This window comes from Streptomyces sp. NPDC002734 (assembly GCF_040295685.1).
Classification (GTDB): Bacteria; Actinomycetota; Actinomycetes; order Streptomycetales; family Streptomycetaceae; genus Streptomyces.
Map to the genome: position 1 here is coordinate 173,850 of NZ_JBEOVU010000001.1, position 14,283 is coordinate 188,132.

The window sequence follows — 14,283 nt, forward strand, 5'->3', positions numbered from 1 at the left end:
GATCAGTCGACCTCCTCGACCGTCACGAGGTGGCGGACGGTGTGCACCATGCCGCGGAACTCGGGGCGGTCCTCCTTGACGACCTGCGTGTTGATGCCCTTGAGGCCAAGGGAACGCAGGGTGTCGCGGTGGTTCTGCTTGCTGCCGATGTACGACTTAACCTGGGTGATCTTGAGCTGTGCCATTACGCAGCACCAGCCCCGGCACGCGCACGCAGGAGAGCCGCGGGAGCGACGTCCTCGAGGGGCAGACCGCGGCGGGCCGCGATCTCCTCGGGACGCTGCAGACCCTTGAGGGCCTCCACGGTCGCGTGCACGATGTTGATCGCGTTGGACGAGCCGAGGGACTTCGACAGCACGTCGTGGATACCGGCGCACTCGAGCACGGCACGCACCGGACCACCGGCGATAACGCCGGTACCCGGGGACGCGGGCTTGAGCAGCACGACGCCGGCAGCCTTCTCACCCGTGATCGGGTGCGGGATGGTGCCCTGGATACGGGGGACCTTGAAGAAGTGCTTCTTGGCCTCCTCAACGCCCTTGGCGATGGCGGCCGGCACCTCCTTGGCCTTGCCGTAACCGACGCCCACGGTGCCGTCACCGTCGCCCACCACGACCAGCGCGGTGAAGCTGAAGCGACGACCACCCTTCACAACCTTGGCGACACGGTTGATCGCGACAACGCGCTCAACGTAAGCGGTCTTCTCGGCGGCAGCTGCGCCGCCGTCACGGCCCTTCCGGTCCCGCCGCTCGCCGCCACCGGCACCGCTACCGCGGCGCTGGGGTCCAGCCATTGGAATTACCTCTCTCTGTTTCCGCTAGCTTCGCTACGGAACCGGCTCAGAACTTGAGACCGGCTTCGCGGGCGGCGTCCGCCAGGGCGGCGATGCGCCCCGCGTACCTGTTGCCACCACGGTCGAACACGACGGCCTCGACGCCCGCGGCCTTGGCGCGCTCGGCGACCAGGGCGCCGACCTGACCGGCCTGCGCGGACTTGTCGCCCTCGCCACCGCGGATCGAAGCGTCCAGGGTGGACGCCGACGCCAGGGTGTGACCCTTGATGTCGTCGATCACCTGGGCCACGATGTGGCGGTTCGAACGGGTCACGACGAGACGGGGGCGCTCGGCGTCACCGGAGATGTTCTTCCGGATCCGGATGTGCCGGCGCTTGATGGCGGCGCGCTTGTAGGCGTCGCCCTTCAGGATCTTCTGCCCGTATGCCATGGGTTACTTACCCGCCTTTCCGACCTTGCGGCGGATGACTTCGCCCTCGTACTTGACGCCCTTGGCCTTGTACGGGTCGGGCTTGCGCAGCTTGCGGATGTTCGCCGCGACCTCGCCGACCTTCTGCTTGTCGATGCCCTCGACCTGGAAGCGAGTGGGGGTCTCCACCTTGAAGGTGATGCCCTCGGGCGCCTCGACGGTGATCGGGTGCGAGTAGCCGAGCGCGAACTCGAGGTTCGAGCCCTTGGCCGCCACGCGGTAACCGACACCGCTGATCTCGAGCTTCTTCACGTAACCCTGGGTCACGCCGGTGATCATGTTCGCCACCAGCGTGCGGGACAGGCCGTGCAGGGCCTTGTTCTGACGCTCGTCGTTGGGGCGGGTCACCTGGAGGGTGCCGTCCTCGCCCGTGACGATCTCGATCGGCGCCACGACGGTGTGGGTCAGAGTGCCCTTGGGGCCCTTGACCGTGACCGTACGGCCGTCGATGGTGACGTCCACGCCGGCGGGAACCGCGATGGGGAGCTTGCCGATACGCGACATAGCTGTATCTCGTTCCCTTCCGTTACCAGACGTAGGCGAGGACTTCCCCACCCACGCCCTTCTTGCCGGCCTGCTTGTCGGTCAGGAGACCGTGCGACGTGGAGATGATCGCCACGCCGAGGCCGCCGAGGACCTTGGGCAGGTTGGTGGACTTCGCGTACACCCGGAGACCGGGCTTGGAGATCCGCTTGATGCCCGCGATGGAGCGCTCGCGGTTCGGGCCGAACTTCAGCTCGAGGACGAGGTTCTTGCCGACCTCGGCGTCCTCGGTCTTCCAGCCGGTGATGAAGCCCTCCTGCTGGAGGATCTCCGCGATGTGCGACTTGATCTTGGAGTGCGGCATCGACACCGTGTCGTGGTATGCCGAGTTCGCGTTACGCAGACGCGTGAGCATGTCTGCGATCGGATCAGTCATGGTCATGAATTGGCCTTAGGCCTCTCTCGCCGGGGTTTCCTGGTGCGCCATCCCTCTCCCCGATCCGAGACGGGACGGGTGCGGCGCGGTGGACCTACGGCGTAGTAAGCGTCATTGAGCGGGACCGTGCCCCGCGGACGGCCGGGCACGGCAAGCGCCCAACCACACCAGCCTAAGCCATGTGTGGCGGGTCGCCTGCCGGACCGGCCTGCTTACCGAGAGCCTGGGAACCCCAAAAGGGGGATTACCAGGAGCTCTTGGTCACGCCCGGCAGCTCGCCACGGTGAGCCATCTCACGGAGGCACACGCGGCAGAGGCCGAACTTGCGGTACACGGAGTGCGGACGGCCGCAGCGCTGGCAGCGGGTGTACGCGCGCACACCGAACTTGGGCTTGCGAGCAGCCTTCGCGATCAGAGCCTTCTTCGCCATCTCGCTCACGCCTCCTTGAACGGGAAGCCGAGGTGACGGAGGAGCGCGCGGCCCTCAGCGTCGTTGGCAGCCGTGGTCACCACGGTGATGTCCATGCCTCGGGTGCGGTCGATCTTGTCCTGGTCGATCTCGTGGAACATGACCTGCTCCGTGAGACCGAAGGTGTAGTTGCCACGGCCGTCGAACTGCTTGGGGGACAGACCACGGAAGTCGCGGATGCGCGGGAGCGCGAGCGACAGGGTGCGGTCCAGGAACTCCCACATGCGGTCGCCACGGAGCGTGACGTGGGCACCGATCGGCTGACCCTCACGCAGCTTGAACTGCGCGATGGACTTGCGGGCCTTGGTGACGGCCGGCTTCTGACCGGTGATCGTGGTGAGGTCGCGAATGGCGCCGTCGATCAGCTTGGAGTCGCGGGCGGCGTCGCCCACACCCATGTTGACCACGATCTTGACGAGGCCGGGAACCTGCATGACGTTCTCGTACTTGAACTCGTCACGCAGCTTGCCCGCGATCTCCTCGCGGTACTTCGTCTTCAGACGCGGAGTGGTGGTAGCCATCAGATGTCCTCACCCGTCCGCTTGGCAACGCGGATCTTGTTGCCGTTCTCGTCGAAGCGGTAACCGACGCGGGTCACGACCTTCTGGCCGTCCTTCTCCACGACGAGCTGAACGTTGCTCACGTGGACGGGAGCCTCGACGGTCACGATGCCGCCGGCCTGGTTCGGGCCGGCCTTCGTGTGCTTCTTGACCCGGTTGACACCCTCGACCAGGACACGGTTCTCGCGGGGGAAGGCCGTGACGACCTTGCCCTGCTTGCCCTTGTCCTTGCCGGTGATGACCTGGACCAGGTCGCCCTTCTTGATCTTCATGCTCACAGCACCTCCGGCGCGAGGGAGATGATCTTCATGAACTTCTTCTCGCGCAGCTCACGGCCGACCGGGCCGAAGATACGGGTGCCGCGAGGGTCGCCGTCGTTCTTCAGAATGACGGCGGCGTTCTCGTCGAAGCGGATGTACGAGCCGTCCTGGCGGCGGCGCTCCTTGACGGTGCGAACGATGACGGCCTTGACGACGTCACCCTTCTTCACGTTGCCACCGGGGATCGCGTCCTTGACGGTGGCGACGATGACGTCACCGATGCCCGCGTAGCGGCGACCGGAGCCACCGAGCACACGGATGCAAAGGATTTCCTTCGCACCAGTGTTGTCGGCGACACGCAGTCGCGACTCCTGCTGGATCACGTCTATCTCCTGATCGTCTGCCGGTTCCCTCCGGAGCAGAGCCGGAGAGCCTGGCGGAACTCACCCGCGGGAGATCCCCGCGGGAATTTACTTTGGCCTGAAGAGGCGAGGAACCGGGCCGGGGGGCGGGGTGGCCCCCCGGCCGGTCAGCTGGGGCAGGGCCCCGGCTTGTTACTTCGCCTTCTCGAGGATCTCGATGACGCGCCAGTGCTTGGAGGCGGACAGCTTCCGGGTCTCCATCAGGAGGACGCGGTCGCCGATGCCGGCAGCGTTCTGCTCGTCATGCGCCTTGAGCTTGTTCGTACGGCGGATGACCTTGCCGTACAGCGCGTGCTTCACGTGGTCCTCGACGGCGACGACGACGGTCTTGTCCATCTTGTCGCTGACGACCAGACCCTCACGGGTCTTGCGTGCGTTGCGCTCGGTCTTCTGCTCAGTCACGTTGTTCTCGCTCATGCGTTCTCCACCGACTCGATGCCGAGCTCACGCTCACGCATGAGGGTGTAGACCCGGGCGATGTCCTTGCGGACCGCCTTCAGACGGCCGTGGTTCTCGAGCTGTCCGGTCGCCGCCTGGAAGCGGAGGTTGAACAGTTCTTCCTTGGCCTCGCGGAGCTTCGCGAGAAGCTCCTCGTTGCCCAGCTCGCGCAGCTCGGACGCCTTGGTACCGACCGACATCACGCTTCACCTGCCTCGCGCTTGACGATCCGGCACTTCATCGGCAGCTTGTGGGCCGCGCGAGTAAGCGCCTCACGGGCGATCTTCTCGTTGGGGTAAGACAGCTCGAACATGACCCGACCCGGGTGCACGTTCGCGACCCACCACTCCGGAGAACCCTTACCGGAACCCATGCGGGTCTCGGCAGGCTTCTTGGTGAGGGGGCGGTCCGGGTAGATGTTGATCCAGACCTTGCCGCCACGCTTGATGTGGCGGGTCATCGCGATACGAGCGGCCTCGATCTGGCGGTTGGTGACGTACGCCGGCGTCATGGCCTGAATGCCGTACTCGCCGAACGCAACAGTCGTACCGCCCTTGGCCATACCGCGGCGCTTGGGGTGGTGCTGCTTGCGGTGCTTGACCCTACGCGGGATCAGCATGGGTCAGCTCTCCTTTCCGGCAGAGCTCGGCTCGGCAGCGGCGCCCGCGGGAGCCTCGGCCGGGCGGGCCTCGGCGGCGGCAGCCGACTGCTGGGGCTTGCGACCGCGACCGCCACGCTCGCCACCGCGGCCACCACGGCCGGCCGGGCGGTCGTTGCCACCACGGGCCGGGCGGTTGCCGGCACGGGCGGCGGCGTTCTCGGCGCGGACCTCGGCGATGTTCTTGACGTCGCCCTTGTAGATCCAGACCTTCACGCCGATGCGGCCGAAGGTCGTCTTGGCCTCGAAGAAGCCGTAGTCGACGTTCGCGCGGAGCGTGTGCAGGGGCACGCGGCCCTCGCGGTAGAACTCCGAGCGGGACATCTCGGCGCCGCCGAGACGACCGCCACACTGGATCTTGATGCCCTTGGCCCCGGCCTTCATCGCCGACTGCATGCTCTTACGCATGGCGCGACGGAAGGAGACGCGGGAGGAGAGCTGCTCGGCGACGGCCTGGGCCACGAGCTGAGCGTCCGTCTCGGGGTTCTTGACCTCGAGGATGTTCAGCTGGACCTGCTTGCCGGTGAGCTTCTCGAGGTCACCGCGGATGCGGTCGGCCTCGGCGCCACGGCGGCCGATGACGATGCCCGGACGAGCGGTGTGGATGTCCACACGCACGCGGTCACGGGTCCGCTCGATCTCGACCTTGGAGATGCCGGCGCGCTCCATGCCGGACGTCATCATCCGACGGATGGCGACGTCTTCCTTGACGTAGTCCTTGTACAGCTTGTCGGCGTACCAACGCGACTTGAAGTCGGTCGTGACACCGAGCCGGAACCCATGCGGGTTAACCTTCTGGCCCATTACCGGGTTCCTTCCTTGCTGCTGACGACCACGGTGATGTGGCTGGTCCGCTTGCGGATCCGGTAGGCGCGGCCCTGGGCGCGCGGACGGAACCGCTTCAGGGTCGGGCCCTCGTCGACGTACGCCTCGGAGACGTACAGGCTCGACGAATCGGTGTGGTCGTAGTTGTGCGCGGCGTTGGCGATGGCGCTGTCCAGCACCTTGCCGACCGGCACGCTCGCGGCCTGCGGGGCGAAACGCAGGACCGCCTGAGCCTCCGTGGCATCCATGCCACGGATAAGGTCCACCACGCGGCGGGCCTTCATGGGCGTGACGCGGATGTACCGCGCCTGGGCCCTGGCTTCCATGGTTGTCCCTTCAGTGTCTGTCATGGTCTTTCACAGCCCCGCTTAGCGGCGCTTCGACTTCCGGTCGTCCTTGACGTGACCCCGGAAGGTGCGCGTCGGCGAGAACTCGCCGAGCTTGTGGCCGACCATGGACTCGGTGACAAACACCGGGATGTGGGTCTTGCCGTTGTGCACCGCGATCGTGTGGCCGAGCATGGCCGGGACGATCATCGAGCGACGGGACCAGGTCTTGATGACGTTCTTGGTGCCGGCTTCGTTCTGGACATCCACCTTCTTCATGAGGTGGTCGTCGACGAAGGGCCCCTTCTTGAGACTACGCGGCATCTAAACCCGCTCCTAGCGCTTCTTGTTCGTCTTGCGGCGGCGGACGATGTACTTGTTCGACGCCTTCTTGGGCGAACGAGTACGACCTTCCTTCTTGCCCCACGGGGAGACGGGGTGACGGCCACCGGAGGTACGGCCTTCACCACCACCGTGCGGGTGGTCGACCGGGTTCATGACGACACCACGGACGGTCGGGCGAACGCCCAGCCACCGCTTGCGGCCGGCCTTGCCCCAGTTGATGTTGCTCTGCTCGGCGTTGCCGACCTCGCCGATGGTCGCGCGGCAGCGCACGTCCACCAGGCGGATCTCACCGGAAGGCATGCGGAGGTGGGCCATCGAGCCCTCCTTCGCGAGCAGCTGCACGGAGGTACCGGCGGAGCGGGCGAACTTGGCGCCGCCGCCCGGACGGAGCTCGATCGCGTGGATCGTGGTACCGACCGGGATGTTGCGGATCGCCAGGTTGTTGCCCGGCTTGATGTCGGCCCCGGGACCGTTCTCGACGCGGTCACCCTGCTGCAGGTTGCGCGGGGCGAGGATGTAGCGCTTCTCGCCGTCCGCGTAGTGCAGCAGCGCGATGCGCGCGGTGCGGTTGGGGTCGTATTCGATGTGCGCGACCTTCGCGGGCACGCCGTCCTTGTCGTGACGACGGAAGTCGATCACGCGGTAGGCGCGCTTGTGGCCACCACCCTGGTGGCGAACGGTCACACGACCGGCGTTGTTACGGCCGCCCTTGCTGTGCAGCGGGCGGACCAGCGACTTCTCCGGCGTGGACCGCGTGACCTCGACGAAGTCGGCGACGCTGGAGCCACGACGGCCCGGAGTCGTCGGCTTGTACTTGCGGATACCCATTGTCTCTCAGTCCTCGGAAGTAATCCGAAATCTGGACGATTCCGACCGCCGTCAGGCGGTCGGACCGCCGAAGATGTCGATACGGTCGCCCTCAGCGAGGGTTACGATCGCGCGCTTGGTGTCGGGACGCTTGCCGAACCCGGTGCGGGTCCGCTTGCGCTTGCCCTGGCGGTTGATCGTGTTGACCCCGGTGACCTTGACCGAGAAGACCGACTGCACGGCCTGCTTGATCTGGGTCTTGTTGGCCCGCGTGTCGACGAGGAACGTGTACTTGTTCTCGTCGATGAGCGCGTAGCTCTTCTCCGACACGACCGGCTTCAGCAGCACGTCACGGGGGTCCGTGTACGACTTGCTGGCCGGGGTGACGACGGTGTTCTTGCCCTCGGCGGCGTGGCGGCGCGCCTTGGCGACGCGCGCGGCCTTGGCGGCCTTCGCAGCCTTGGAGGCGATGCTCGGGTGACGCGTAGCCATCAGGCCTCGCTCCCTTCGGTGACGGCCTGGCCGCCGGACACGAAGGACTCGAAAGCGGCCTTGGTGAAGACCACGTCGTCCGAGACGAGAACGTCGTACGTGTTCAGCTGGCCCGGCTCCAGGATGTGGACCTGGGGCAGGTTGCGGGCGGACAGCCACGCGGCCTCGTCGGCGCGGTCGACGACCAGGAGCAGGTTCTTACGCTCCGAGATCTTGCCGAACAGCGACTTGGCGGCCTTCGTGGAGGCGGCACCCTCGACCACGCCGGAGACGACGTGGATGCGGTTGTGACGCGCCCGGTCGGTGAGGGCGCCACGCAGGGCGGCGGCCTTCATCTTCTTGGGGGTCCGCTGCGAGTAGTCACGCGGCACGGGACCGTGCACGACGCCACCACCGGCGAACTGAGGCGCGCGGGTCGAACCCTGACGGGCGCGACCGGTGCCCTTCTGGCGGTAAGGCTTGCGGCCACCACCACGGACCTCGGCGCGGGTCTTGGTCTTGTGCGTGCCCTGACGGGCCGCGGCCAGCTGCGCGACGACGACCTGGTGGATCAGCGGAACGCTGACCTTGGCGTCGAAGATCTCCGAGGGGAGCTCGACGGTACCGGCCTTGTCGCCCGCCGGCGAAAGGATGTCAACAGTGCTCATTACCTCAGGCCCCCTTGGCCGCGGTGCGGACCAGGACGAGGCCGCCGTTCGGACCGGGAACCGCGCCCTTGATGAGCAGCAGACCCTTCTCCGCGTCAACGGCGTGGACGGTCAGGTTCTGGGTGGTCACGCGCTCGTTGCCCATACGGCCAGCCATGCGCATGCCCTTGAAGACGCGGCCCGGGGTGGCGCAGCCACCGATCGAACCGGGCTTGCGGTGCACGCGGTGGGCACCGTGCGAGGCCTTGCCGCCACGGAAGTTGTGACGCTTCATGACACCGGCGAAGCCCTTGCCCTTGCTCTTGCCGGTCACGTCGACCTTGATGCCGGCCTCGAACACCTCAGCGGTGATCTCCTGGCCGAGGGTGTACTCGGAAGCGTCCGAGGTACGGATCTCGACGAGGTGGCGGCGGGGAGTGACGTCGGCCTTGGAGAAGTGGCCCTTGAGGGGCTTGTTCACCTTGCGCGGGTCGATCTCGCCGAAGGCGATCTGGACCGACTCGTAGCCGTCGGTGTCGTTCGTACGGACCTGGGTCACGACGTTCGGGCCGGCCTTGACGACGGTGACCGGGACGACGCGGTTGTTCGCGTCCCACACCTGCGTCATGCCGAGCTTCTCGCCCAGGATGCCCTTGATCTGCTTAGCCATTCTCAGATCACCGGCCTTCAGAGCTTGATCTCGATGTCGACACCGGCCGGGAGGTCGAGTCGCATCAGGGAGTCAACGGTCTTCGGAGTCGGGTCGAGAATGTCGATCAGGCGCTTGTGCGTGCGCATCTCGAAGTGCTCGCGCGAGTCCTTGTACTTGTGCGGCGACTTGATGACGCAGTACACGTTCTTCTCAGTGGGCAGCGGCACCGGGCCCGCGACCGACGCACCAGTGCGAGTCACCGTCTCGACGATCTTCTTCGCCGAAGAGTCGATGACCTCGTGGTCGTAGGCCTTGAGCCGGATGCGGATCTTCTGTCCCGCCATGGCTACTCAGTAGTCCTGTCTCTAGTAACGCTCTGGAACCCAGTGGGTTTGCTGGACCCTCTTCGCCGACCCACGCGGTCGGGCGTGTCGCGCTCCCGTCGATACGAAGTCCCGAACGAATCGGAAGTCCCTACCAGATGGTGATGGGAGTGCGGCTCGCTGCCGCGGAACCGGGAGCGGAAGGCCCACCGGGTGCCTGGCCGGAGCTGCGCCGACACTTCCCGGAAGATTCCCGTACTTCCAGCCCGCATGGGGCTGACGAGTACTGTGGGACTCGCTTCCGGTCCTCCCGGCGGGAGACGTGCGACATCAACACTCGACCGAGCAACTTGGCTAGTGTGCCATACGGCAGACGAGCCTGGCCAATCGGGCGGAAGAGAGTACCCGGCGCGCCGAGCACGTCAAACCCAAGGGTGCCGTGTCGCGCACGGTGCGTACAAAGCAGCAGGTCAGCGCGGCCCTCCGCGACACGGTCGGCCCATTCGCACCCCCTCCTCCACGCCCTTCCCCTCCCCCTCCCCCGGGCCTGCCGGGCCTCGGGCGCGGGCTCCCCCGTCGAATGTGGCGCGGATCATGCCCGTTCGGGTGAAGCGGAGGGCACACGGCTGCCGTGACCGCCATATCCGCGGGAGGCGCTGGATCACCGGAGCGTGAGCGCGGTCGGCTCGCGCCGCGCGGTGGCCGGGAGGCCGCACCGGTCGGGTGTCAACTTCCGCAGTGCGAGGGGGAGTTCAGGCCTGGGGGACGCCCGGTCACGAGGGGCAGCCCCGGTGGCCCATGGGGCCGGCGCCGTGGGTGTCGAGCAGGGTGGCGAGGGCGTCGACCAGGGCGGCCGCGGCCTGCGGGTCCAGCGGGGCGAGGAAGGCACGCTCCACCCGTTCACGCGCCTGTTCGGCCTCGGCCAGGCACCGTTCGCCCTCCGGCGTGAGGGTGATGACGTTGCGCCGCCGGTCCAGGTCGCTGCGGCGCCGCTCCACGTACCCGTTGCGCTCCAGGGAGTCGATCGCGCCGACCATGCTGGTGCGGTCCAGGCAGATCCACTCGGCGAGCTCCATCTGCGAAGGCTGCTCCGCCGAATCGTGGATGACGGCGAGGACCGCCAGCTCCCGCGGGTGGAGGCGGAACGGCGCCAGCGCCTCGACCAGCTCGGCGGACAGGCGGCCCTGGGCCTGCTTCAGCAGGTAGCCGAGGCGCTGCGACAAAAGAGGCGCGTCCTTCATGGGAATGAGCGTATCCTTCACTGATGTTCAGCACTACTGATGATCTGCTGAACTGATGAATTCCCTCGAAGGAGCGACGTCCTCGCCATGAGCGAACCCTCATTCCCCGCTTCCAAGGGAGCGACACGGACCGCGTCGCCCGCCGCCCCCGGCGGCGTCGACGACGCGCCCGACCCCCGCCGCTGGTGGGGCCTGGTGGTCATCGCCCTGGCCCAGCTGATGGTGGTGCTCGACGCCACCATCGTGAACATCGCGATGCCCTCGGCGCAGAAGGCGCTGGAGATATCCGACGGCAACCGGCAGTGGATGATCACCGCCTACACCCTGGCCTTCGGCGGTCTCCTGCTGCTCGGCGGCCGGGTCGCCGACCTGGTCGGCCGCAAGCGCACGTTCATGATCGGCCTGGTCGGCTTCGCGGTCGCCTCCGCGATCGGCGGAGCGGCCCAGACGTCCGGGATGCTGTTCGCGGCCCGCGCCCTTCAGGGCGCGTTCGGCGCGCTGCTCGCCCCGAGCGCGCTCTCGCTGATGACCACCACCTTCACCGACCCGCGCGAGCGCGGCAAGGCGTTCGGCATCTACGGCGCGCTGGCCGGCGCGGGCGGCGCGATCGGCCTGCTGCTCGGCGGCATCCTCACCGAGTACCTGGACTGGCGCTGGTGCCTGTACGTCAACATCCCGATCGCCGTGATCGCGGTGATCGGCGCGCTGGTCCTGCTGCACGACCGGCCCGGCCACCGCGAGGCGCGGCTGGACGTGCCCGGTGTGCTGCTCGGCTGCGGCGGTCTGGTCGCCGTCGTGTACGGCTTCTCGGAGGCCGAGGCCCAGGGCTGGAGCGACTCCACCGTGCTGACGCTGCTGATCGGCGGCGCGCTGCTGCTCGTCTGCTTCGGCCTGTGGCAGGCCCGGACCGCCACACCGCTGCTCCCGCTGCGGGTGCTCGCCGACCGCAACCGCGCGGGCAGCTTCCTCACCATGGGCCTGGCCACCATCGGCATGTTCGGCGTGTTCCTCTTCATGACCTACTACCTGCAGGGCATCCTCGGGTACTCCCCCGTCAGGACGGGTCTGGCCTTCCTGCCGATGTCCGCGGCGATCATGATCGGCTCCACGCAGATCTCGGCGCGCCTGCTGCCCAGCACCCCGCCGCGGATGCTGATGGTCCCCGGCATGGTCCTCGGCGCGGCCGGCCTGAGCTGGCTGACCTTCCTGGAGGTCGACTCCGCCTACGCGACGCACGTCCTCCCCGGCATGCTGCTGCTGGGCCTCGGCATGGGTCTGACCTTCATGCCGGTCTTCTCCACCGCGACGGCGGGCGTCCGGCCGCAGGACGCCGGCGTCACCTCGGCCACGGTCAACACCGCGCAGCAGGTGGGCGGCTCGCTCGGCACGGCCCTGCTCAACACCCTCGCCACCTCGGCCACCAGCAGCTACCTGGGCGAGCACCGTCCCGGCTCGGGCGGCCCGGCACGACTGGCGCAGGAGGCCATGGTGCACGGATTCACCCACGCGCTGTGGTGGGGCGTCGGGGCGATGCTGCTCGCCGCGGTCGTGGCGGGCCTGCTGGTCACCACCGGCCCGGCCGCCCGCGGCCGCGGCCCCCAGGCGCCGTCCGCCGCCCACTGAGCGGGGCGCACCACTGAGCGAGGCGCACCCCTGAGCCGGACAGGACCTCTGAGCCGGACAGAACTCTGAGCCGGGAGGCGGGTCCCGGATCGTCGGCGCAGGTCGCGGGAGGGCGGCGGGCGGAATGCCCGCCGCCCTCCCGCGTTCAGGTTTGCCCCGCCTCGATCCGCCCACCCGGCCAGGGTGACCAGCGGAAGGAGAGTGACCGCATGACCACGCTCAAGGTCAAGGAGATGCTCGACGCCTACCCCTCCGCCCTCGGCGGCGTCGACCGGGAGAAACTCACCGCCTGCGTCGAGGAGTGCGTGTCCTGCGGCCAGGTGTGCACGGCGTGCGCGGACGCGTGCCTCTCCGAGGACATGGTCGACGAGCTCGCCACCTGTGTCCGCTCCGACCTGGACTGCGCCGACGTCTGCGGCACCACGGCCCGCGTCCTGTCCCGGCACACCGGCTCGGACGTCGACGTCACCCGGGCCATGCTCACCGCGTGCGCCGCGGCCTGCCGGGCCTGCGGCGAGGAGTGCGCCCACCACACCCAGCACGACCACTGCCGGCTCTGCGCCGCGGCCTGCCGCTCCTGCGAGGACGCCTGCGAGGCGCTGCTGGCGGCCATGGGCTGACGCCCCGCTCCCTCGGCTCTCCTCCCCGCGCCGCGCCCCGGACAGCAAGGCGCCCCCGCCGGAGGGATGGAGGAACTCCGGCGGGGGCGTGTCACCGGCGGGCGGCGCGGGGTGAAGAGTTGCCCGCCGGAGCCGGTTCCCCTGTCACGGGGACAGGAGGGACGTGGGCCGGTGAGGGCCCGTGGACGGGTCAGTCGTTGCGACCGCCGGCGAGCTCCTCGCGCACCGCCCAGTAGGACGGCTTCGGGGCGTAGTTCTCGTCGTAGATGTTGGCCGAGCCCTCACCCGAGAAGACGCCGGGCACCCACGAGTACTGGTCGGCGAAGCCCCAGATCGTGAACGAGGTGCACTTCCTCTGGTCGAGGCAGGCGTCCAGCATGCCGCTGAAGTACTCGGCCTGACGGTTGAGCTTGGTCTCGTCCATCGGCATCACGCCGCGCACGTCGACCTCGGTGAAGGAGGACTCCACACCGATGTCGGCGAAGCGCTTCAGGTTGGCCGGGATGTCGCCCGGGAACCCGTACTGGGTGCCCAGGTGGCCCTGGATGCCGAAGCCGTCCACCTTGACGCCCTGGGCCCGCAGGTCCTTCACCAGGTTGTAGTAGGCGGTCGACTTCGCGTTGACGCCCTCGACGTTGTAGTCGTTGACGTACAGCTTCGCGTGCGGGTCGGCCTGGTGGGCCCAGCGGAAGGCGTCGGCGATGTAGGACGGGCCGAGCTGCTGGTACCAGAGCGACTGGCGGTAGCTGCCGTCCTCCTCGAAGACCTCGTTGACGACGTCCCACTGGTAGAGCTTGCCCTTGTAGTGCTTGGCCACCGTGGTGATGTGCTCACGCAGGATCTGGCGCAGCTCGTCCTTGGAGATCGAGCCGTCGGCCACGCCCGAGGTCAGCCAGCCCGGGAGCTGGTTGTGCCACAGCAGGGTGTGACCGCGGACCGCCTGGCCGTTGGAGCGGGCGAAGTTCACCAGGGCGTCGCCCTGGGTGAAGTCGTAGACCCCGCGCTGCGGCTGGAGGGTCTCCCACTTCATCACGTTCTCGGCGGTGACCGAGCTGAACTCGCGGGCCGTGATCTTGCGGTAGGTCGCGTCCTCGGCGAGGGCGTCCATGTTGACCGCGGTGCCGAAGAGCAGGTGGTCGCGGTTGGCCAGGGCCTTCAGCGGAGCACCCTTGGTGTGGTGGTGCGGGCCCGCCGGAGCGGCCTGCGCGGAGGTGACGGCGCCGGTGAACAGCAGCGCCCCGCTCGCCATGACGGCTGCGGCAGCACGGAGGTGCTTCATTGCGGTCCTCTCGATGGTGCTTGATGTCGGTGGAGCGTTGCGGCACCCGCGCCGGGACGGCGGTGGTGCCGAGGACGGCGGCCCCGGCGGGGGCAGTGCTGCCCGCCGGCAGCACTGCCCCCGCCGACGGTGACGC

Annotated in this window: 24 protein-coding genes; 2 read left to right on the forward strand and 22 right to left on the reverse strand. The window is 68.1% G+C overall.

Annotation, left to right across the window (positions count from 1 at the left end; genetic code table 11):
- Positions 1 to 2: 2 nt before the first annotated feature.
- From rpmD to ABT026_RS00845, 21 genes are all read right to left on the reverse strand, one after another.
- A complete protein-coding gene (gene rpmD, locus ABT026_RS00745) occupies positions 3 to 185 on the reverse strand; it encodes a 50S ribosomal protein L30 (protein WP_003974250.1) in 183 nt (60 codons plus the stop codon).
- Complete coding sequence (gene rpsE, locus ABT026_RS00750; protein ID WP_108954805.1) at positions 185 to 793, reverse strand: 30S ribosomal protein S5; 609 nt, start codon at positions 791 to 793, stop codon at positions 185 to 187. The genes rpmD and rpsE overlap by 1 nt, the downstream gene beginning before the upstream one ends.
- Before the next feature lie 46 nt (positions 794 to 839).
- Complete coding sequence (gene rplR, locus ABT026_RS00755) at positions 840 to 1,223, reverse strand: 50S ribosomal protein L18 (protein WP_108954806.1); 384 nt, start codon at positions 1,221 to 1,223, stop codon at positions 840 to 842.
- Positions 1,224 to 1,226: 3 nt separating this feature from the next.
- Positions 1,227 to 1,766: a 50S ribosomal protein L6 gene (gene rplF, locus ABT026_RS00760; RefSeq protein ID WP_108954807.1), complete on the reverse strand. Its 540-nt coding sequence runs from the start codon at positions 1,764 to 1,766 to the stop codon at positions 1,227 to 1,229.
- Between the two features lie 22 nt (positions 1,767 to 1,788).
- A complete protein-coding gene (gene rpsH / locus ABT026_RS00765) occupies positions 1,789 to 2,187 on the reverse strand; it encodes a 30S ribosomal protein S8 (RefSeq protein ID WP_180220786.1) in 399 nt (132 codons plus the stop codon).
- Positions 2,188 to 2,425: 238 nt separating this feature from the next.
- On the reverse strand, positions 2,426 to 2,611 hold the full coding sequence (locus ABT026_RS00770) for a type Z 30S ribosomal protein S14 (RefSeq protein WP_003956452.1): 186 nt from the start codon (positions 2,609 to 2,611) through the stop codon (positions 2,426 to 2,428).
- A 5-nt stretch (positions 2,612 to 2,616) separates the two neighbouring features.
- Positions 2,617 to 3,174, reverse strand: coding sequence for a 50S ribosomal protein L5 (rplE, locus tag ABT026_RS00775; protein ID WP_108954808.1), 558 nt, complete (start codon positions 3,172 to 3,174; stop codon positions 2,617 to 2,619).
- Complete coding sequence (gene rplX, locus ABT026_RS00780; protein ID WP_351110696.1) at positions 3,171 to 3,482, reverse strand: 50S ribosomal protein L24; 312 nt, start codon at positions 3,480 to 3,482, stop codon at positions 3,171 to 3,173. Before rplX ends, rplE begins: the two co-directional genes overlap by 4 nt.
- 2 nt (positions 3,483 to 3,484) lie before the next feature.
- Entirely contained in the window at positions 3,485 to 3,853 is a 369-nt protein-coding gene (rplN, locus tag ABT026_RS00785) for a 50S ribosomal protein L14 (protein ID WP_003956455.1), read from the reverse strand.
- A gap of 171 nt (positions 3,854 to 4,024) precedes the next feature.
- A complete protein-coding gene (rpsQ, locus tag ABT026_RS00790) occupies positions 4,025 to 4,309 on the reverse strand; it encodes a 30S ribosomal protein S17 (protein WP_351110698.1) in 285 nt (94 codons plus the stop codon).
- The gene (gene rpmC, locus ABT026_RS00795) at positions 4,306 to 4,530 is read right to left on the reverse strand and encodes a 50S ribosomal protein L29 (protein WP_351110700.1); all 225 of its coding nucleotides are present in this window, start codon (positions 4,528 to 4,530) and stop codon (positions 4,306 to 4,308) included. The genes rpsQ and rpmC overlap by 4 nt, the downstream gene beginning before the upstream one ends.
- A complete protein-coding gene (gene rplP / locus ABT026_RS00800) occupies positions 4,530 to 4,949 on the reverse strand; it encodes a 50S ribosomal protein L16 (RefSeq protein WP_005313579.1) in 420 nt (139 codons plus the stop codon). The genes rpmC and rplP overlap by 1 nt, the downstream gene beginning before the upstream one ends.
- A gap of 3 nt (positions 4,950 to 4,952) precedes the next feature.
- On the reverse strand, positions 4,953 to 5,792 hold the full coding sequence (gene rpsC / locus ABT026_RS00805; protein WP_351110702.1) for a 30S ribosomal protein S3: 840 nt from the start codon (positions 5,790 to 5,792) through the stop codon (positions 4,953 to 4,955).
- A complete protein-coding gene (rplV, locus tag ABT026_RS00810; protein WP_108954813.1) occupies positions 5,792 to 6,139 on the reverse strand; it encodes a 50S ribosomal protein L22 in 348 nt (115 codons plus the stop codon). Before rplV ends, rpsC begins: the two co-directional genes overlap by 1 nt.
- 42 nt (positions 6,140 to 6,181) lie before the next feature.
- Positions 6,182 to 6,463 (reverse strand): 30S ribosomal protein S19, encoded by a 282-nt coding sequence (rpsS, locus tag ABT026_RS00815; protein WP_108954814.1) that lies wholly within the window; start codon positions 6,461 to 6,463, stop codon positions 6,182 to 6,184.
- Between the two features lie 12 nt (positions 6,464 to 6,475).
- The gene (gene rplB, locus ABT026_RS00820; RefSeq protein ID WP_351110705.1) at positions 6,476 to 7,312 is read right to left on the reverse strand and encodes a 50S ribosomal protein L2; all 837 of its coding nucleotides are present in this window, start codon (positions 7,310 to 7,312) and stop codon (positions 6,476 to 6,478) included.
- Positions 7,313 to 7,363: 51 nt separating this feature from the next.
- Positions 7,364 to 7,783 carry a 50S ribosomal protein L23 gene (rplW, locus tag ABT026_RS00825; protein ID WP_351110707.1) on the reverse strand — a complete coding sequence of 140 codons (420 nt, stop codon included), beginning with the start codon at positions 7,781 to 7,783 and terminating at the stop codon, positions 7,364 to 7,366.
- Entirely contained in the window at positions 7,783 to 8,430 is a 648-nt protein-coding gene (gene rplD, locus ABT026_RS00830) for a 50S ribosomal protein L4 (protein WP_351110709.1), read from the reverse strand. The genes rplW and rplD overlap by 1 nt, the downstream gene beginning before the upstream one ends.
- A 4-nt stretch (positions 8,431 to 8,434) precedes the next feature.
- Positions 8,435 to 9,079, reverse strand: coding sequence for a 50S ribosomal protein L3 (gene rplC, locus ABT026_RS00835; protein ID WP_351110711.1), 645 nt, complete (start codon positions 9,077 to 9,079; stop codon positions 8,435 to 8,437).
- A 17-nt stretch (positions 9,080 to 9,096) separates the two neighbouring features.
- Positions 9,097 to 9,405, reverse strand: a complete 309-nt coding sequence (gene rpsJ, locus ABT026_RS00840) for a 30S ribosomal protein S10 (RefSeq protein WP_003948644.1) — start codon at positions 9,403 to 9,405, stop codon at positions 9,097 to 9,099.
- Between the two features lie 752 nt (positions 9,406 to 10,157).
- Positions 10,158 to 10,625, reverse strand: a complete 468-nt coding sequence (locus ABT026_RS00845) for a MarR family winged helix-turn-helix transcriptional regulator (RefSeq protein WP_351110713.1) — start codon at positions 10,623 to 10,625, stop codon at positions 10,158 to 10,160.
- An 87-nt stretch (positions 10,626 to 10,712) separates the two neighbouring features.
- On the opposite strand from ABT026_RS00845, the gene ABT026_RS00850 reads away from it, so the two are divergent.
- Complete coding sequence (locus ABT026_RS00850) at positions 10,713 to 12,248, forward strand: MFS transporter (protein ID WP_351110714.1); 1,536 nt, start codon at positions 10,713 to 10,715, stop codon at positions 12,246 to 12,248.
- Between the two features lie 209 nt (positions 12,249 to 12,457).
- Positions 12,458 to 12,868, forward strand: coding sequence for a four-helix bundle copper-binding protein (locus ABT026_RS00855; protein WP_351110716.1), 411 nt, complete (start codon positions 12,458 to 12,460; stop codon positions 12,866 to 12,868).
- 190 nt (positions 12,869 to 13,058) lie between these two features.
- Here ABT026_RS00855 and ABT026_RS00860 read toward each other — a convergent pair whose 3' ends face one another.
- On the reverse strand, positions 13,059 to 14,147 hold the full coding sequence (locus tag ABT026_RS00860) for an endo-1,4-beta-xylanase (protein WP_351110718.1): 1,089 nt from the start codon (positions 14,145 to 14,147) through the stop codon (positions 13,059 to 13,061).
- Positions 14,148 to 14,283: the final 136 nt, after the last annotated feature.